The organism is Pseudomonas sp. NFX71 (assembly GCF_048079215.1).
GTDB classification, from domain to species: Bacteria; Pseudomonadota; Gammaproteobacteria; order Pseudomonadales; family Pseudomonadaceae; genus Aquipseudomonas; species Aquipseudomonas fluorescens_B.
In genome coordinates this window covers 912,013-929,404 of record NZ_CP182230.1, presented here as the reverse complement: position 1 = coordinate 929,404, position 17,392 = coordinate 912,013, and the positions used below count along the sequence as shown (strand labels likewise).

Genomic DNA, 17,392 nt, shown 5'->3' with positions numbered 1-17,392 from the left:
ACGGTCTCAGTTCACAGCGGACGTCGCTTCGACATGACGCGGCAAGGTCACCCGGATACGGGTGCCGCGTTGGCTTTGAACATCAGCCGGGCTGTCGATGGTGATTTGTCCATAATGCTCTTCAACGATGGAATAGACCAGTGCAAGGCCCAGACCGGTGCCTTCGCCAGGATCCTTGGTGGTGAAGAAAGGTTCGAACAATCGGTCCATGATGTTCTTCGGAATACCGCTGCCTTCGTCTTCCACGATCAGGTCGACCGTGTGTTCGCCGGCTTCGCTTTTCACCCGTACCGCACTGCCGGGAGGCGAGGCGTCACGGGCGTTTGAGAGCAGGTTGATCAAAACCTGGGCGAGTCGCTGCGGATCGCCTTCGACCCAGTGGTCGGGGTCGCACAGGTTGTAGAACTGCACTTCGAAATTGCGTCGGTTCAGGGCCAGCAAACCGATGGCGTCCTGGGCCACTTCGGCCAGACAGACGGGCTCGTCGCTGTGTTGATGACTGCCGGCGTGGGCAAAACTCATCAGCGACTGAACGATGCGCGACACGCGTTTGGTTTGCTCCAGGATCTGCCCGCTGATCTCCTTCAGCTCGCCATCGTCTTCACGTTCTTCGCGCAGGTTCTGCGCCAGGCACGCGATGCCGGTGATCGGGTTGCCGATTTCATGGGCCACACCCGCCGCGAGTCGCCCGATGCTGGCCAGACGCTCGGAGTGCACCAGCTTGTCTTCGAGCATCTGGGTTTCGGTCAGGTCTTCCACCAGCAGTACCAGGCCACTGTTGCCCGGCGCGAGCGGTTCGTCGATCGCCGCTTTGTGCAGGTTCAGCCAGCGGGTCTGGCCATCGAGCGCCAGATGTTGCTTATGCAAATGTTCGTCGGGCAGGTTGATGAAGCCTTGCAGCAGTTCTTTCCACGGATCGGCGATGGTGCTCAGTCGTGAGCCGACCACACGCTGCGCGGCAATTCCGGTCAGCTCCTCCATGGCTTTGTTCCACATGAGGATTTCCTGATCCTTGGCCAGCGAGCAAACGCCCATCGGCAATTCCTGCAAGGTCTGACGGTGATAGCGGCGCAGGGCATCGAGTTCGGCGGCAAGACCGGTGAGGCGCGAGTGGTAGTCCTCGAGGCGGCTTTCGATGAAGTGGATGTCCTCGGTGACATAGTTTTCGCCGCCGGCCTTGTAAGGCAGGAACGTTTCGACCATGTCCTGCGCGACGCTCGGCCCCATCAGGCCCGAGAGGTTGGCTTCGATCCGGTCACGCAAGCGGCGCAAGGCGTAAGGCCGGCGCTCGTCGAACGGCAGATAGAGATCGCGCAGCGCCTGCTCGACTTCCTTTTGCGCAGCCTTGGCGCCCAAGGGTTTGGCCAGTTGCGTGGCGAACTCCTGGGGCGAGGCCGCGTGCAGTTCACGGCGTTGCGGGCGGCGCACGTTGTCCACGGCGCAGGCTTCGGCAGCGCTGGCCTCCTCGGGACTGGCGTTGGTGAACAGTGAAATCAGGGTGAACATCAGCACGTTGGCGGCCAGCGAGGCAATTGCGGCCATGTGCCAACTGGTGTCGTCCAGCACATAGATCATGTTCAGCAGCGGAATGTAGAACCCTTGCAGATTGCCGACCAGCGGCAGCAGCATGGTCACCAGCCACACCAGAATCCCCGCCAGCAAACCGGCGATGAACCCGCGACGGTTGGCGGTCGGCCAGTAAAGGACGGACAGCACGCCCGGCAGGAACTGCAAGGTCGCCACAAACGCGACGATGCCGAGGTTGGCCAGGTCCTGCTCGGCACCCAGCAACAGGTAAAAACCGTAACCGGCCATGATGATCGCGACGATCAAGGCCCGACGGGTCCATTTCAGCCAGCGATAGATGTTGCCTTCGGCCGGTGGCTGATAAAGCGGCAGCACCAGATGGTTCAGCGCCATCCCGGACAGCGCCAGGGTGGTGACGATGATCAGTCCGCTCGCTGCCGACAGCCCGCCGACATACGCCAGCAACGCCAAGGCTTTGCTGTTGGCGGCGATGCCGATGCCCAGCGTGAAGTATTCAGGATTGGTGGTGGCGCCGAGTTTCAGCCCGGCCCAGAGAATGAGCGGTACGGCCAGGCTCATCAGCAGCAGGAACAACGGCAGACCCCAGCTCGCACTGACCAGCGAACGCGGGTTGAGATTCTCGGTAAACGTCATGTGGTACATGTGCGGCATCACGATCGCCGACGCGAAGAACACCAGCAGCAGCGTGCGCCACGGGCCTTCCTGCAACGGCGTGTGCAACGCGGCGAGGGCGGTCTGGTTTTGCAGCAGCCACAGTTCCAGCTGTTGCGGGCCATCGAACACGCCATACAACGCATACAGGCCAACACCGCCAATCGCAATCAGCTTGATCACCGACTCAAAGGCAATCGCGAACACCAGCCCTTCGTGTTTCTCGCGGGTGGCGATATGGCGCGAGCCAAAGAAAATCGTGAACAGCGTAATCAGCGCACAGAAGCTCAGGGCCACGCGATGCTGCACCGGTTCGCGGGTGAGGATACCGATGGAGTCGGCAACCGCTTGAATCTGCAACGCCAGCAACGGCAGCACGCCGATCAGCATGAAGATCGTGGTCAGTGCGCCGGCCCAGGTACTGCGGAAACGGAACGCAAACAGGTCGGCCAGCGACGACAGCTGATAGGTGCGAGTAATTTTGAGGATCGGATACAGCAACACCGGCGCCAGCAGAAAAGCGCCGGAAACGCCCAGATAGCTGGAGAGAAAGCCGTAGCCGTACTGATAGGCCAGGCCCACGGTGCCGTAGAACGCCCAGGCACTGGCGTAGACACCCAGCGACAGGGTGTACGTCAGCGGGTGGCGAATGATCGCCCGGGGAATCATGCCCCGTTCGCTGATCCAGGCCACGCCGAACAGCACCGCCAGGTACGCGGCGCTGATCAGGATCATCTGGGTCAGGCTAAAGCTCATCGGCATCTTTTTGGCTCTGCAGGATGAAGGTCACGACGATCAGAATCAGCCAGAGCAGATAAGGGCGATACCAGGCGCCAGTGGCGTCGATCCACCAATCCATGATGGCCGGGGAGAACAGATAAATCCCCACTACCAGGAGCAGGACCAAGCGATAGATGTACATCCCGGCCTCTCTTTTTTATGCGCGTGCCCGAAAACGTGCGGCGATGGTAACGGATGGGCGCGCCACTGCAAGTGTGATCACTGTAGTTGCGCTTCGGGCAAGGTGAGTGTGCGCGGGATCTTCAGCGCATCCCAGTGGACGATTCCCCAGTTCAGCACTTCGCGTGGGGTGGCATACGCCAGTTCGGCGCCCGGATTCTGCCCGAGCGCACGCAATGCACGCAGTAATAAAGGCGTGGCCTGATCTTCGGTCAGCGGCGGCGAACGGTAGGACTTGCCGAGCTTGTTGCCGTCAGGCTGGGTAATCAGCGGGATGTGCAGATAGCGTGGTTGCGAGAAACCCAGCAGTTCTTGCAGATAGAGCTGACGTGGCGTGGAGTCGAGCAGGTCCGCGCCACGGACGATGTCGGTGACGCCTTGCCAGGCGTCATCGAGGACCACGGCCAGTTGGTAGGCGTAGAGCCCGTCGCGGCGGCGGATCACGAAATCACCGACATCCCGGCCCAGATGCTGGCGGTATTCGCCTTGCACGCGGTCGATGAAGTGGTATTCGAGCTCGGGCACACGCAGGCGAATCGCGGCGTCTTCGGTGCCGTGGCCGGCATTGCGGCACAGGCCCGGATAAATGCCGTGATAGGGCTCAAGCTGTTTTCGCGAACAGGTGCAGGCGTAGGCCAGGCCATGATTGAACAGGCGATTGAGCACTTCGGCGTAGGCGTCGTGCCGGTCGCTCTGTCGGACCAGTTCGCCGTCCCACTCGAAACCGTAGCTTTCCAACGCCTTGAGGATGGCCGCTTGCGCGCCGGGTTCTTCCCTTGGCGGATCGAGGTCTTCCATGCGCATCAACCAGCGCCCACCCACCGAGCGCGCGTCGAGGTACGAAGCCAGCGCAGCGACCAGCGAGCCGAAATGCAGGTGGCCGCTTGGCGTGGGGGCGAAGCGACCGATGTAGGGGGTGGCAGTCATAAGGGCGATCTATGTTGTCCGGTCGTACGCAAGTCCCTGTGGGAGAGCCTTTGTGGCGAGGGGATTTATCCCCGTCGGGTCGCGTAGCGCCCCCAAACTCTGTCATCGCGATGCGTCAGATAGAACGCATCAACCGGGTTTGCGACTGCTCCGCAGCCGAACGGGGATAATCCCCTCGCCACAAAGGCTCGCTCCCACAGTGTTCTGTCGGGGCAAATATCAGAAACAAAAACGGAGCGTTCGCACGCTCCGTTCTTCGTTCAAGTCGAGATTACTTGCCGACTTGCTTTTCCTTGATTTCCGCCAGGGTCTTGCAGTCAACGCACATGTCGGCGGTAGGGCGGGCTTCCAGTCGCTTGACGCCGATTTCGACGCCGCAGGACTCGCACCAGCCATATTCTTCGTCTTCGATCAATTGCAGCGTCTTGTCGATCTTCTTGATCAACTTGCGCTCACGGTCGCGGGCGCGCAATTCAAGGCTGAATTCTTCTTCCTGGCTGGCACGATCTGCCGGGTCGGGGAAGTTCGCCGCTTCGTCTTTCATGTGATCAACCGTGCGGTCGACTTCCTGCATCAAGTCCTGTTTCCACTTGTTCAGGATCTTGGTGAAGTGAGCGCGCATGGGTTTGCCCATGTACTCCTCGCCCTTTACTTCTTTGTAGGGTTCGAAGCCGCTGATCGACTGATTTTGCTGCTTTGCTTGGGTGGGCATGAAATGGACCGCCTCTACTCTTGTAATCCATCTGCGCAGGATTGCTCCATCACCGACACCTGCCGGCCCTGCGGCTGCAAGCGGGCGAACTTACCAGATCAAATCGGGCCGCGCTACTCCCGGATGTCGAGGTAGTGGCCCGAAGGGCTTGCAAAAGATTGCAAAGCCTTGACTGGTGGTGCTGGAGACCTGATCAATTAATGATTTTAGTCAAACCTTGCGCACTCGCATGAGTCGTTTGTGGCCAGGGTCTTAACGCGTCTGACCGCTTTAGGTTCTCGCTCGTTCCTGCGCTTGGGTAGAATCGTTTTTTTTCCCCGTTGAAGGAAGGCTAATGGCTCAGTCCTACAGTGCCCGCAGTCGCGCAATCGAACCGTTCCATGTCATGGCGCTGCTGGCGCGGGCCAATGAGCTGCAAGCCGCCGGTCACGACGTGATCCACCTGGAAATCGGCGAGCCGGACTTCACCACCGCCGAGCCGATCATCCAGGCCGGCCAGGCTGCACTGACTGCGGGGAAGACCCGTTACACCGCCGCCCGCGGCATCCCCGAGCTGCGTGAAGCGATTTCAGGCTTTTATCAACAGCGTTACGGTTTGAACATCGACCCACAGCGAATCCTCATCACGCCCGGCGGTTCCGGCGCGTTGCTGCTGGCCAGCGCCTTGCTGGTGGATCCGGGCAAACACTGGCTGCTGGCGGACCCGGGTTACCCGTGCAACCGGCATTTCCTGCGGTTGGTGGAAGGCGCTGCGCAGCTGGTGCCTGTGGGGCCGGACGTGCGCTATCAACTGACACCGGACTTGATCGATCGTCATTGGGATCACGACAGCGTTGGCGCTTTGGTGGCGTCGCCGGCTAACCCGACCGGGACAATTCTGACCCGCGACGAACTGGCGGGGCTGTCGGCCGCGATCAAGGCACGCCACGGCCATCTGGTGGTGGACGAGATCTATCACGGCCTGACTTACGGCACCGACGCGGCCAGTGTGCTGGAAGTCGACGACAACGCCTTCGTGCTCAATAGTTTTTCAAAGTATTTCGGCATGACCGGCTGGCGGCTCGGCTGGCTGGTGGCGCCCGAAGCGGCGGTCGGTGAGCTGGAAAAGCTTGCGCAGAACCTTTACATCAGTGCCCCAAGCATGGCCCAGCACGCGGCGCTGGCCTGCTTTGAACCCGCGACCATCGCCATTCTGGAAGAACGCCGCGCCGAATTCGGCCGTCGCCGTGATTTCCTTTTGCCCGCCTTGCGGGAGCTGGGTTTCGGTATCGCCGTCGAGCCGGAAGGGGCGTTCTATTTGTACGCCGATATCAGCCAGTTCGGTGGCGATGCCTTCGCCTTCTGCCGACATTTTCTCGAAACGGAGCACGTGGCGATCACGCCGGGGCTCGACTTCGGGCGTTATCAGGCCGGTCATCACGTTCGGTTTGCCTACACCCAAAGTCTCCCGCGCTTGCAGGAAGCGGTTGAACGCATCGCTCGCGGCTTGAAGAGCTGGCAAGGCTGATGCGCTTTCATCCTCCTCTCGAAGAAGGCCGGCTGATTCGACGTTACAAGCGTTTTCTCGCCGATATCGAAACCGTTCACGGCGAGTTGTTGACCATTCACTGCCCGAACACCGGCTCGATGCTCAATTGCCAGGTCGAGGGCGGGCAGGTGTGGTTCAGTCGTTCCAATGACCCCAAGCGCAAATTGCCGGGCACCTGGGAAGTCGGCGAAACCCCTCAGGGGCGGCTGTTTTGCGTGAACACCGGACGAGCCAACGGTTTGATCGAAGAGGCGCTCAGGGCTGGCGTCATTACCGAACTTAACGGTTTCACCGAACTGAAGCGTGAAGTGGCCTACGGTCAGGAAAGCAGTCGCATCGACTTTCGACTCGATTACCCGTGCGGGCCGGCGTATGTGGAAGTCAAAAGCGTCACGCTGGGGTTCGATGGCTCATCGGTCGCGGCGTTTCCCGATGCGGTCACCCAGCGTGGCGCCAAGCATTTACGGGAGTTGGCCCATTTGGCCCGGGACGGGATTCGCGCGGTGCAGTTGTATTGCGTGAACCTCACCGGCATCGATGCCGTGCGTCCTGCAGACGAAATCGATTCGGCCTACGCGGCCGCTTTGCGGGAAGCGGTGTCGTGCGGGGTCGAGGTGTTGGCTTACGGCGTGCGCCTGACCCACGAAGAAATGGTGGTCGACCGGCGTCTGGAGGTGGTGTTCGGCGGTTAAAGATTGATCCAGACGCCTTGATCGTCTTCGCGGCTTGCAATGGTGGTCAGGGATTTCCCGGCACACGGGCCGGAGACGCACTCGCCGTCTTCGATCAAGAACAGTGCGCCGTGAGTGGCGCACTGGATCAGGCTGTTGCTGGGGTCAAGAAACTGGTCGGGTATCCATTCCAGCCCGACGCCACGGTGTGGGCAGCGGTTGATGTAGACGTAGACCTGACCGGCCCGGCGCACGGCAAAGAGTTTCTGGCCGTCTAGGTCGAAACCGCGGCTGCCGGACTCGGCCAGCTCAGAGCCTGCGCAAAGAAACTTCATGTCTATCCTCAACTCCGTCGGCTCGTGACCGGATATGTCCGAGCTTGACGTTCAAATGCAAACAATTATCAAATGGCCGCCTTGCCCATCGGGCGCAGGTGCGGATGCCGAGGATACTTGGCCTGTCACTTCAATGCCCGGGAAAACCTTTAAAGGAAGCTGTTTATGCGCCTGAGTACCCGCGTTGCCGCGCTGTGTGTCGGACTCCTCGTCAGTCACCATGCCGCGGCGGCCGAGTTGCCACAACGCTGGGTCAGCGCCGGCGGGGCCTTGTCGGAGTGGGTCAGTGCGCTGGGCGGCGAATCGAAACTGGTGGGTGTCGATACCACCAGCCAGCATCCGGAATCCCTCAAGGCGTTGCCCAGCATCGGCTATCAGCGGCAGTTGTCCGCAGAAGGCATCCTGAGCTTATGCCCGCAAATTCTGGTCGGCACCGAAGAAATGGGCCCACCGCCGGTGCTGTCGCAGATTCGCACGGCGGGCGTGCAGGTCGAACTGTTCTCGGCCCGGCCGGATCTGCCGACGTTGCAGGGTAACTTGCGGCAGTTGGGCAAGTTGCTCGGTGCAGAAGACAAGGCTGCGCAATTGTTCGAGGCTTATCAACAGCAACTCGATCAGCAAAGGATTCGGGTCACCCACGCGCAGTTGACACAACCTTCACCTGGCGTACTGGTGCTGCTCGGTCACGCGGGCGGCAAACCGCTGATCGCCGGCAAGGACACCGCTGCCGATTGGTTGATCCAGAAGGCCGGCGGGCACAATCTGGCGACGCACACCGGTTACAAACCTTTTTCCAATGAATCCTTGATCAGTCTGGACCCTGAGGTGCTGGTATTTGCCGACCGCGCACTGAGCGGCGACGCAGCGCGTGCAGCGTTGTTCAAGGAAAACCCGATTCTGTCCTCGACCCGCGCCGCCCGGGACGGGCGCGTCATGGAGCTTGATCCGACGCTGCTGGTGGGTGGGCTCGGCCCGCGGTTGCCCGATGCGTTGAAAAAGGTCAGTGACGGTTTCTATCCGGGCACGGCAGCCCAATGACCGTTCTGGTAAAACCCCGAACGCTGTTCATTGGCCTGAGCCTGCTGTGTTTGCTGGCGATCTGGCTGTCATTGGCGTTAGGGCCGGTGAGCCTGCCGCTGCTCGATACCTTGCGTGCGGCGTTGCGCATGATCGGCTTGCCCATTGCGCCCGACGGGCTGGAGCAGGCCGAACTGATCCTCGGGCAAATTCGCCTGCCGCGTACCTTGCTGGGGCTGGCGGTAGGCGGTGTGCTGGCGCTGTCGGGGGGGGCGATGCAGGGGTTGTTTCGCAATCCGCTGGCCGATCCGGGCCTGGTGGGTGTTTCCAGTGGTGCGGCATTGGGCGCGGCGATTGCGATTGTCGGCGGTTCCGTTTTTGGCGGTTTGCCGGAATCCCTCGGACCTTATCTGTTATCGCTATGCGCGTTTCTGGGTGGCCTTGGGGTGACCGCGTTGGTGTATCGACTGGGCCGGCGTAACGGGCAAACCAATGTCGCGACGATGCTCCTGGCGGGTATCGCACTGACGGCGCTGGCGGGCTCGGCAGTGGGACTGTTCACCTATCTGGCCGACGACGCGACCCTGCGCACGCTGACCTTCTGGAACCTGGGCAGTCTCAATGGCGCCAGCTATTCGCGACTTTGGCCATTATTGCTGATCAGTGTCGGCGTGGCGCTGTGGTTGCCGCGTCGGGCCAAGGCCCTGAATGCGTTGTTGCTGGGAGAGTCGGAGGCCGGTCACCTGGGGATCGACGTCGAAAGGCTCAAGCGCGAATTGGTGTTCTGCACGGCGCTGGGTGTCGGGGCGGCGGTGGCGGCAGCGGGGATGATCGGGTTTGTCGGGTTGGTGGTGCCGCATTTGGTGCGCCTGCTGGCCGGTCCCGATCATCGGGTGTTGTTGCCGGCCTCGGTGCTGGCGGGCGCCAGTCTCCTGTTGTTCGCCGATCTGCTGGCGCGACTGGCGCTGGCCCCCGCCGAACTTCCGATCGGCATTGTCACCGCGTTCATCGGCGCTCCGTTCTTCCTCTATTTACTGCTCCGAGGGCGTGCCTGATGTTGCGAACGCAAGATCTGCAAATCCTCCGGGGACGCAAGATCGTCCTGACGGACATCACACTTGAACTCAATCCGGGGGAAGTCCTCGGCGTACTGGGGCCTAACGGTGCCGGCAAAAGTACGCTGCTGGGTGCCTTGTGTGGTGAGTTGCCGGCGAATCAGGGCAGCGTATGGCTCGATGAACGCGAGTTGCGTGACTGGACCGGCACCCAGCGAGCCCAGCGTCTGGCGGTGTTGCCGCAAGTCTCGACCCTGGACTTCGCTTTTAGCGTCGAGGAGGTCGTCGGTATGGGGCGTTTGCCGCATCAGAGCGGCCGGGTCCGGGACGACGAAATCGTCGCCGCTGCGTTGCAGGCCGCCGATGCCGGGCATCTGAGTGGTCGCAGCTATCTGGCATTGTCCGGCGGCGAACGTCAGCGGGTGCATCTGGCTCGGGTGCTGGCGCAACTCTGGCCGGGTGAAGCGGGGCAAACGCTGTTGCTCGATGAACCGACTTCGATGCTTGATCCGCTGCATCAGCACACTACGCTGCAAGCGGTGCGCGAGTTCGCTGATCGCGGTGCGGCGGTGCTGGTGATCCTGCATGATCTGAACCTGGCGGCGCGCTATTGTGATCGCCTGTTACTGCTGGAAGGCGGACGCCCGGTGGCACTTGATACTCCCGAGCAGGTGTTGCGCCCTGAGCCGCTCAAGGCGGTGTTCGGGCTGGAAGTGCTGGTGCAACAGCACCCGGAGCGCGGGCATCCGCTGATCATCGCCCGCTGATACAGGATGGGAGTGAGTGCATGCGCGTCATGGTGATTCTGGTTGTGTTGGTACTCAGTGCTTGCCAGCATGTTTCGACGCCGCCACCGGTCGTCGGCGAAATCCGCGACCTGCGCACCGGCCAGGCGCTGACGGCACAGGAGCTGGTGCTGCGACTGGCCGAGCCTTCGCGATTGATCGTGGGTGAACAGCATGACAATCGCGATCACCACGAGTTGCAGCGCTGGTTATTGCAGGTGCTTGGAGAGCAGCGCCCGCAAGGCAGTCTGCTGTTGGAAATGCTCACGCCGGACCAACAGCCGCGCGTCGATGATGCTCGTCATGCCTCGACGCTGCCCACCGATTTGCCAGCTGCATTGGCCTGGCAACCTGGCTGGGACTGGAATCTCTACGGCCCGATCGTCCGTTTCGCCCTGACCCAACCGTACCCACTGCTGGCCGCCAATCTGGACATCGTCGAGGTGCGTGCTTTCTACGCCCATCCGCCGATATTGAGTGGCGCTCGCTCCCATGCCGCACCGGTGAAGGCTGAGTTATTGGCCCAGATCAGCGAGTCTCATTGTGGCTTGCTGCCCACCTCGCAGATGCCGGCGATGCTCGCGGTCCAGCAACAACGTGATCGACGCATGGCTGAGCGGCTGCTGGCGGCACCCACCCCCGCGCTGCTGTTTGCCGGCGCTTATCACGCGCGCAAAGACGTGGGTGTCCCGATTCACACGCTTGATCTGGGCGCGCCCGAAGCGCCAACGGTATTGATGCTGGCGCAACAGGGCAGTGAGGTCACGGCGGCGATGGCCGATTACGTCTGGTACACACCTGCCACGCCGGCACCGGATTACTGTGCAGACATGCGCAAGCAGTTCGGCAAGTAACAGGCACTTTTCCACAGGAAAAAAAAGACCCGGCAAGAGCCGGGTCAAATAACCGTGATTAGCCTGATGAGGAGATATCTGAGAGTCCGAACCAAGGGCTTTTCAAATATCGACCAGTCTCGCGACCAGTTGTGATAATCATAGCGATTCTCATTACCAAGTCAACCGCTGATTCTTCATTTATCTGAAATTCACCTTTCGGTCGCCGAAAAGCCCCGTAAACATTGGGTTTCAGGGTGTGCCTGGCTGCGTAACTTGCTTGTTCCGCAAGCACACGCTGCGCCCGTTCAATTCTTGTGGCGTGACGAGATAGCTTCCAGCTGTTTATTCAAGGCTTCCTTGCGCTCGGCGGGAATGTCGTTCCAGTGCACGTCCATCAAAGCGCCTTCGATCGCATACAACAACACCTTGGATGCCCGAAACCCGCGTGTGCGCACGGCCCGATAAGCGTCCACCGCTCCCAGGCGACGCAAGTCCGAGGCGCTGTGGATGCCCACGGCATGCAGCCATTGCGCCGACGTCTTGCCAAGATTCTTCAGGTGCTGCAGTTCATCATTCATCAAGCCTCCTTGCGACGGCCGAACGGTGCGTGGGCAAGCTTCTGAGGAGTGTAGCCATCAGTAGGAAAAGCGTGATTGTTTGGTCGGTTTCGGAGCAAATGCTTCTAAGAGGCAAGATTGATGAGCGGCGTAAAAGTACGCGAACACGATAGGAACAGGCAGGAGGGTGTCAGGTTCTCAAGCCGAAAATGCCCACAGTCCAGCGCAAGGCGGGGGCGCTGGACATGTCAGTTATCGGTCGTTTTTAACGGGTGCGATAACGCAGGCGAGTGCCGAAATTCATCGACATCAGGATTTCGTCGGCACTCAGTTCTGGCGGAAAGTAGGCGCCGGAAATCTGTGCATGGGCCAGGCTGGCCCCTTCCAGCTTGGAGTGAGTGAAGTCGATGCCGCGCAAGTCGGCGGAGCGGAAATAGGCATCGGTAAAGTCGATGCCGTCGGCGTTCAGCTCTCGCAGGTCCAGGCCTCGGAAATCACCACCGACCATGTCGATAGGCCCGTCTTTTGGACGTTCGTTGTTGAAACCTGTGATGTCGTCTTTGTGCAGCAAGGCATAAAGCGGGGTGTCGAGAAGTTTGGGCTGGTTCATGTCACATCACCTGTTGGTTTTATGACGCCAGTATAGTGCCACTATTTGACAGCCGTGAAGCCGGCGAAGGCTCCACGGCTGAAATACTTTCTTACAGCCCTGGCAAGCGTTGGCGAATTTGCGCAACGACGGTGTCGAGGGTTCCGGCTTCATTGGTCTGAACGCGCTTGCTGCAGAGGATTTCTTCTGGCGTCAGGGCTTCACGACTGGCTTGCTGGGCTGCGATCACAGCCAGGTTGGCGTCGGACGGATCCTTTTTGTCTGCCTGACGCAGGGCCAGCCAGCTTTCGATCACCGCCTGTGGCGCGTTGCAGTCAAGGATCAGGAACGGCGCCCCGGTGGCTTCGGCAATTCTGGCCGCGCCATCACGCTGATCGCGCTTGAGGTAAGTGGCATCGACCACCACCGGGAAGCCGGCTCGCAGGATCACGGCGGCGATTTCATGCAGACGGGTGTAGGTCGCGGCGCTGGCGTCTGCGCTATAAATGCCGGCCTGCGGATCGTTCGCGACGGTTTGCTCGCCGAACAGGCGTTTGCGTTCTACATCGGAGCGCAGGCGGATCGCGCCCAGCGCTTCCACCAGTCGCATGGCCACATGGCTTTTGCCGACAGCCGAAACGCCGTGCGTAATGGCCATGAAGCGCGAAGGAATGGTGCTGTAGCTTTCCGCCAGGTTGGCGTAATTGCGGTACTGGCGCAGGGTGGTGGCGCGCTGCACCGGGTCGGCTTCGGCCGGCATGCTGAACAGGCTGACCTTGGCGCGAACCAGTGCGCGGTAGGCTTTATAGAAGTTCAGCAGCTCCAGGCCCTGGTAATCGCCGGTCAGCTCCAGGTATTGGCTGATGAAGCGACGGGCCAGGCTTTTCAGGCCGCGGTCTTCAAGGTCCATCGCCAGGAAACCGGTGTCGGCATAGACGTCGGTGAAACGGAACGGTTCGTTGAATTCGATGCAGTCGAAGATCACGACCTTGCCATCGATCACGGTGGCGTTACCCAGGTGGATGTCGCCGTGGCACTCGCGGATGAAACCTTCGGCCTTGCGTTGGGCGAACAGCGGCTTGAGGCGTTCGAAGCTGCTTTCGGCCCAGGCTTGCAGGGCGTCGAGTTGCAGCAGGTCGGCCTTGTCGCTCAGGAACGGGCGGATCTGTTCGAAGTTCTGCCGCACCGGCGCCATGACGCTGTCTGGCGTGCCGGCTTCGTGTTCCGCAGGTACTTTTGGTGCGGTGAGGTGGAATTGCGCAATCTGTGCGGCCATCTCGTCGATGTGCGCGGTGGTCAATTCGCCATTGGCTTGCAGGGTGCTGAGCAGTTGGCTCTGTGGGAACTGACGCATCTTCAGCGCATATTCGATGACCGGGCCTTCGCCGCCCAGTTGTGGTGCTTCGGCACTGCCGGTAATCGGCAACACTTCGAGGTACAAATCATTGGTCAGACGCTGATTCAGACGCAGCTCTTCGCCGCAGAAATGCTCGCGAGCCTCAAGGCTGGTGAAGTCGAGGAAGCCGAAATTGACCGGCTTCTTCACTTTATAGGCAAACGGGCCTGTGAGAATTACCCAGGAGATGTGGGTTTCGATGACCTGGAACCCGTCTACCGGATGCGGGTAAAGGGCCGGGTTTTGCAGGGCGGCGATCAGGGACTGGCTCACAGGTGTTCCTTCAGAGTCTGGGAAAATTCACGGTCGCCATTATGGCCGCAAGTCCGCCCGACGCAAACCTCGGAGGGCTCCTGTTGAGTATGAATAAAGTGCGTATAATCCGGCGCCATGACTCGTACTCGATCCCCCCGCACCCCCAAAAAACCACCTTCCAGGGGCCTGAGCCCTTGGCTGGGCTGGGCCCTTAAACTCAGTCTGGTCGGCCTCGTGGTGCTCGCCGGATTCGCGGTTTACCTCGACGCTATTGTCCAGGAGAAGTTCTCCGGCAAGCGCTGGACCATCCCGGCCAAGGTGTATGCGCGCCCGCTTGAGCTGTTCACCGGCCAGAAGCTGAGCAAGGAAGACTTCCTCACCGAACTCGACGCCTTGGGCTATCGCCGCGAAAGTGTGAGCAACGGCCCCGGCGCTGCGTCAGTCAACGGCAACACCGTCGACTTGAATACCCGTGGTTTCCAGTTCTATGAAGGTCTGGAGAAAGCGCAGCCCGTGCGCGTGCGATTCTCCGGCGACTACGTGGCCGAACTCTCGGCGACCAACGGTTCGAAGCTTTCTGTCGTGCGGCTGGAACCGCTGCTGATCGGCGGGATTTACCCGAAGAATCTCGAAGACCGCATTCTGATCAAGATCGATCAGGTGCCGCCGTATTTGCTGGAAACCCTGATTGCCGTGGAGGATCGGGACTTCTATAGCCATTGGGGCGTGTCGCCGAAGTCAATTGCCCGCGCCATCTGGGTCAACACCTCGGGCGGCAAGATGACCCAGGGCGGCAGTACCCTGACGCAACAGTTGGTCAAGAACTTCTACCTGACCAGCGAACGCAGCCTGACCCGCAAACTCACCGAAGCCATGATGGCAATGCTGCTTGAGCTGCATTACGACAAACGGGAAATTCTTGAGGCTTACCTCAATGAAGTGTTCGTCGGTCAGGATGGTCAGCGCGCGGTGCACGGTTTCGGTCTGGCCAGCCAGTTCTTCTTCGGGCAGCCGTTGTCCGAGTTGAAACTGCATCAAGTTGCGATGCTGGTAGGCATGGTCAAGGGGCCGTCCTATTACAACCCGCGTCGCAATCCGGAGCGGGCGCTCGAGCGGCGCAACCTGGTGCTCGACGTACTTGAGCAGCAAGGCGTCGCCACCGCCGAACAGGTCGCTGCGGCGAAGAAAATGCCGTTGGGCGTGACGACACGCGGCAAACTGGCCGACAGTTCGTTCCCCGGTTTTATCGATCTGGTTAAACGTCAGCTGCGCGAAGACTATCGCGATGAAGACTTGACCGAAGAAGGCCTGCGGATCTTCACCAGTTTCGATCCTATTTTGCAGATGAAAGCCGAAGCGTCGGTCAACGATACGTTCAAGCGCTTGTCCGGGCGTAAAGGCTCCGATGACGTTGAAGCGGCGATGGTCGTGACCAACCCGGAGACCGGCGAAGTCCAGGCCATGATCGGCAGTCGTCAGGCGAGCTTCGCCGGTTTCAACCGGGCGCTGGATGCTGTCCGACCGATCGGCTCGCTGATCAAGCCGGCGGTCTATCTGACAGCCCTTGAGAAACCGACCCAGTACACGTTGACCAGCTGGCTGTCGGACGAATCCTTCTCGGTCAAAGGCGCGGACGGTCAGGTCTGGAAACCGCAGAACTATGACCGCCGCTCCCATGGCACGGTTTTCCTTTATCAAGGCCTGGCACATTCCTACAACTTGTCTACCGCGCGTCTGGGGTTGGCGGTGGGCGTGCCGAATGTCTTGAAGACGGTGGCTCGCCTGGGTGTGAGTCGCGAGTTTCCGGCATTTCCGTCGATGCTGCTGGGCGCTGGCGGCATGACGCCGATCGAAGTGGCGACCATGTACCAAACCCTCGCCAACGGTGGGTTCAATACGCCGATGCGCGGGATCCGTAGCGTACTGACGGCCGAAGGCGAGCCGCTCAAGCGGTATCCGTTCCAGATTCAGCAGCGTTTCGATCCGGCTTCTATATACCTGATCCAGAGCGCCATGCAGCGGGTCATGCGTGAAGGCACCGGCAGTTCGGTTTACAACGTGTTGCCGAAAACCCTGACGCTGGCCGGCAAGACCGGTACCAGTAACGATTCGCGAGACAGCTGGTTCGCCGGTTTCAGTCAGGACTTGCTGGCGGTGGTGTGGCTGGGTCGCGACGACAACGGCAAGACACCGTTTACCGGTGCCACCGGTGCGTTGCAGGTCTGGACCAGTTTCATGCGCAAGGCCGATCCGTTGCCGCTGGATATGCCGCAGCCGGATAATGTGGTTCAGGCCTGGGTCGATTCACATACCGGGCAAGGCTCTGATGCCAACTGCCCAGGCGCCGTGCAGATGCCGTATATTCGCGGCAGCGAACCGCCTCCCGGCGCCGCGTGCGGTGGCGAAAGCCCTGTTAACGGTGAAACGGTGATGGATTGGGTCAAGGGCTGGATGAATTAAGCAAAGAGGGTTTCAAGTGAACAAGTGGTTGATTCCAGCGGTGACCGCCGTGGCTTTGCTCAGCGGTTGCTCAAGCGTACAGCGCGGTTCGATTCCGGTTGTGGATGCCGGCAGCGCCGTTTCCAACAGTGAACGGGTTTCGGCAAATGGCGGATTTCGTCAGACGACGACCAAGCGTCCTGTGCAAGCCCAGACGCAAGCGATTCCGCAAGGCGACACTGGCGTCGTGGTCATGGTGCCGGGTGGCGGAGCAGTGGCGTCGGCACCGATCAGCACCTCACCGATTACGCCTGGCCCGATGACCTCGGGTCCGATCGACACCTCGCCGGTTCAGTCGGCGCCGATCAATCAGGGCAGCTACAGCATGCCGTCGACACCGAGCGGGATTCCTTCGTCGAGCGCCGGTGGCCTGTCTGCCGACGAACAGCTGGATGGCCCGGTGCTGGCATTGCTGACCACCGCTCAGCAGCAACAGGCCGGTGGCGACCTCAACGGTGCCTCTTCCAGTCTCGAACGCGCCCAGCGTGTCGCGCCGCGTGAGCCGCAAGTGCTTTATCGTCTGGCTCAGGTCCGCATGGCGCAAGGCGATGCGGCACAAGCCGAACAGTTCGCCCGTCGCGGTCTGACGTTCGCCAATGGTCGTCCGGCGCTTCAGGCCAGCCTGTGGGAACTGATTGCGCAGGCTCGTGAGAAACAGGGTGATTCCGCAGGCGCATCACTGGCCCGTCAAAAGGCCAAGGTTTCGTCGTGATGGACGCACGCTTTCCCAAGATTGCCGAGCAGTTGCTATTGATCGAGCGCGAGCTGCGCGTTCAGGGGTGGTGGGGCGATGTCTCGCCTTCCGCTGAGGCGCTGTCCAGCGTCGAGCCGTTCTCGGTCGATACGTTGGATTTCGAGCAGTGGCTGCAATGGATTTTCCTGCCTCGCATGAAAACAATCCTGGAGCAGGATTTACCGCTGCCCAATGCTTCTGGCATTCAGGAGATGGCCGAAATGGTCTTCGCCGCGCGCAATGTTCAGGGCAGGGATCGGCAGTTGCAGGTACTGCTCAAAGAGTTCGACCTGTTGATTACCGCCTCTCGCTGACCCGTTCTTTGTAGGGACGAGCTT

At 60.6% G+C, this 17,392-nt stretch carries 17 protein-coding genes; 9 read left to right on the top strand and 8 right to left on the bottom strand.

The features are described 5' to 3' along the window. Positions 1 to 6: 6 nt before the first annotated feature. From ACM1ZW_RS04280 to dksA, 4 genes are all read right to left on the bottom strand, one after another. Positions 7 to 2,961, bottom strand: coding sequence for a sensor histidine kinase (locus ACM1ZW_RS04280; RefSeq protein ID WP_031319123.1), 2,955 nt, complete (start codon positions 2,959 to 2,961; stop codon positions 7 to 9). Further along, positions 2,945 to 3,121, bottom strand: coding sequence for a hypothetical protein (locus ACM1ZW_RS04275; RefSeq protein ID WP_003176118.1), 177 nt, complete (start codon positions 3,119 to 3,121; stop codon positions 2,945 to 2,947). Before ACM1ZW_RS04275 ends, ACM1ZW_RS04280 begins: the two co-directional genes overlap by 17 nt. Before the next feature lie 77 nt (positions 3,122 to 3,198). Continuing rightward, entirely contained in the window at positions 3,199 to 4,086 is an 888-nt protein-coding gene (gene gluQRS, locus ACM1ZW_RS04270; protein WP_416740210.1) for a tRNA glutamyl-Q(34) synthetase GluQRS, read from the bottom strand. 271 nt (positions 4,087 to 4,357) lie between these two features. Beyond that, on the bottom strand, positions 4,358 to 4,798 hold the full coding sequence (dksA, locus tag ACM1ZW_RS04265) for an RNA polymerase-binding protein DksA (RefSeq protein ID WP_007902025.1): 441 nt from the start codon (positions 4,796 to 4,798) through the stop codon (positions 4,358 to 4,360). A gap of 334 nt (positions 4,799 to 5,132) precedes the next feature. On the opposite strand from dksA, the gene ACM1ZW_RS04260 reads away from it, so the two are divergent. Next, entirely contained in the window at positions 5,133 to 6,305 is a 1,173-nt protein-coding gene (locus ACM1ZW_RS04260) for a pyridoxal phosphate-dependent aminotransferase (RefSeq protein WP_416740209.1), read from the top strand. Beyond that, positions 6,305 to 7,018 (top strand): DNA/RNA nuclease SfsA, encoded by a 714-nt coding sequence (sfsA, locus tag ACM1ZW_RS04255; RefSeq protein ID WP_017340801.1) that lies wholly within the window; start codon positions 6,305 to 6,307, stop codon positions 7,016 to 7,018. The genes ACM1ZW_RS04260 and sfsA overlap by 1 nt, the downstream gene beginning before the upstream one ends. Here sfsA and ACM1ZW_RS04250 read toward each other — a convergent pair. After that, entirely contained in the window at positions 7,015 to 7,332 is a 318-nt protein-coding gene (locus ACM1ZW_RS04250) for a Rieske (2Fe-2S) protein (protein WP_017340800.1), read from the bottom strand. The genes sfsA and ACM1ZW_RS04250 overlap by 4 nt on opposite strands. A gap of 165 nt (positions 7,333 to 7,497) precedes the next feature. On the opposite strand from ACM1ZW_RS04250, the gene ACM1ZW_RS04245 reads away from it, so the two are divergent. From ACM1ZW_RS04245 to ACM1ZW_RS04230, 4 genes are read left to right on the top strand one after another with little or no spacing between them, the layout of a single operon-like run. Then, positions 7,498 to 8,370 carry a heme/hemin ABC transporter substrate-binding protein gene (locus ACM1ZW_RS04245; RefSeq protein ID WP_416740208.1) on the top strand — a complete coding sequence of 291 codons (873 nt, stop codon included), beginning with the start codon at positions 7,498 to 7,500 and terminating at the stop codon, positions 8,368 to 8,370. Between the two features lie 50 nt (positions 8,371 to 8,420). Continuing rightward, positions 8,421 to 9,404, top strand: coding sequence for a FecCD family ABC transporter permease (locus tag ACM1ZW_RS04240; RefSeq protein ID WP_416740800.1), 984 nt, complete (start codon positions 8,421 to 8,423; stop codon positions 9,402 to 9,404). Then, positions 9,404 to 10,171, top strand: a complete 768-nt coding sequence (locus ACM1ZW_RS04235) for a heme ABC transporter ATP-binding protein (RefSeq protein ID WP_416740207.1) — start codon at positions 9,404 to 9,406, stop codon at positions 10,169 to 10,171. Before ACM1ZW_RS04240 ends, ACM1ZW_RS04235 begins: the two co-directional genes overlap by 1 nt. Positions 10,172 to 10,191: 20 nt before the next feature. Then, entirely contained in the window at positions 10,192 to 11,043 is an 852-nt protein-coding gene (locus tag ACM1ZW_RS04230) for a ChaN family lipoprotein (protein ID WP_414878293.1), read from the top strand. Between the two features lie 287 nt (positions 11,044 to 11,330). Here ACM1ZW_RS04230 and ACM1ZW_RS04225 read toward each other — a convergent pair whose 3' ends face one another. The 3 genes from ACM1ZW_RS04225 to ACM1ZW_RS04215 all read right to left on the bottom strand — a co-directional run bounded on the left by ACM1ZW_RS04225 (position 11,331) and on the right by ACM1ZW_RS04215 (position 13,840). After that, positions 11,331 to 11,603 carry a TfoX/Sxy family protein gene (locus ACM1ZW_RS04225; RefSeq protein ID WP_007971093.1) on the bottom strand — a complete coding sequence of 91 codons (273 nt, stop codon included), beginning with the start codon at positions 11,601 to 11,603 and terminating at the stop codon, positions 11,331 to 11,333. Positions 11,604 to 11,847: 244 nt separating this feature from the next. Then, positions 11,848 to 12,192: a pentapeptide repeat-containing protein gene (locus tag ACM1ZW_RS04220; RefSeq protein WP_414878292.1), complete on the bottom strand. Its 345-nt coding sequence runs from the start codon at positions 12,190 to 12,192 to the stop codon at positions 11,848 to 11,850. A 91-nt stretch (positions 12,193 to 12,283) separates the two neighbouring features. Then, entirely contained in the window at positions 12,284 to 13,840 is a 1,557-nt protein-coding gene (locus ACM1ZW_RS04215; protein ID WP_414878291.1) for an AAA family ATPase, read from the bottom strand. 117 nt (positions 13,841 to 13,957) lie between these two features. On the opposite strand from ACM1ZW_RS04215, the gene mrcB reads away from it, so the two are divergent. From mrcB to ACM1ZW_RS04200, 3 genes are read left to right on the top strand one after another with little or no spacing between them, the layout of a single operon-like run. Beyond that, entirely contained in the window at positions 13,958 to 16,282 is a 2,325-nt protein-coding gene (mrcB, locus tag ACM1ZW_RS04210) for a penicillin-binding protein 1B (protein ID WP_414878290.1), read from the top strand. A gap of 16 nt (positions 16,283 to 16,298) precedes the next feature. Beyond that, positions 16,299 to 17,033, top strand: a complete 735-nt coding sequence (locus tag ACM1ZW_RS04205; protein WP_017340792.1) for a tetratricopeptide repeat protein — start codon at positions 16,299 to 16,301, stop codon at positions 17,031 to 17,033. Next, positions 17,033 to 17,368, top strand: a complete 336-nt coding sequence (locus tag ACM1ZW_RS04200; RefSeq protein WP_017340791.1) for a YqcC family protein — start codon at positions 17,033 to 17,035, stop codon at positions 17,366 to 17,368. Before ACM1ZW_RS04205 ends, ACM1ZW_RS04200 begins: the two co-directional genes overlap by 1 nt. Positions 17,369 to 17,392 lie beyond the last annotated feature (24 nt).

Coding starts and splice junctions, on each gene's coding strand:
- ACM1ZW_RS04280 (WP_031319123.1), bottom strand. CDS start 2,961: ATGCCGATGAGCTTTAGCCTGACCCAGATGATCCTGATCAGCGCCGCG.
- ACM1ZW_RS04275 (WP_003176118.1), bottom strand. CDS start 3,121: ATGTACATCTATCGCTTGGTCCTGCTCCTGGTAGTGGGGATTTATCTG.
- gluQRS (WP_416740210.1), bottom strand. CDS start 4,086: ATGACTGCCACCCCCTACATCGGTCGCTTCGCCCCCACGCCAAGCGGC.
- dksA (WP_007902025.1), bottom strand. CDS start 4,798: ATGCCCACCCAAGCAAAGCAGCAAAATCAGTCGATCAGCGGCTTCGAA.
- ACM1ZW_RS04260 (WP_416740209.1), top strand. CDS start 5,133: ATGGCTCAGTCCTACAGTGCCCGCAGTCGCGCAATCGAACCGTTCCAT.
- sfsA (WP_017340801.1), top strand. CDS start 6,305: ATGCGCTTTCATCCTCCTCTCGAAGAAGGCCGGCTGATTCGACGTTAC.
- ACM1ZW_RS04250 (WP_017340800.1), bottom strand. CDS start 7,332: ATGAAGTTTCTTTGCGCAGGCTCTGAGCTGGCCGAGTCCGGCAGCCGC.
- ACM1ZW_RS04245 (WP_416740208.1), top strand. CDS start 7,498: ATGCGCCTGAGTACCCGCGTTGCCGCGCTGTGTGTCGGACTCCTCGTC.
- ACM1ZW_RS04235 (WP_416740207.1), top strand. CDS start 9,404: ATGTTGCGAACGCAAGATCTGCAAATCCTCCGGGGACGCAAGATCGTC.
- ACM1ZW_RS04230 (WP_414878293.1), top strand. CDS start 10,192: ATGCGCGTCATGGTGATTCTGGTTGTGTTGGTACTCAGTGCTTGCCAG.
- ACM1ZW_RS04225 (WP_007971093.1), bottom strand. CDS start 11,603: ATGAATGATGAACTGCAGCACCTGAAGAATCTTGGCAAGACGTCGGCG.
- ACM1ZW_RS04220 (WP_414878292.1), bottom strand. CDS start 12,192: ATGAACCAGCCCAAACTTCTCGACACCCCGCTTTATGCCTTGCTGCAC.
- mrcB (WP_414878290.1), top strand. CDS start 13,958: ATGACTCGTACTCGATCCCCCCGCACCCCCAAAAAACCACCTTCCAGG.
- ACM1ZW_RS04200 (WP_017340791.1), top strand. CDS start 17,033: ATGGACGCACGCTTTCCCAAGATTGCCGAGCAGTTGCTATTGATCGAG.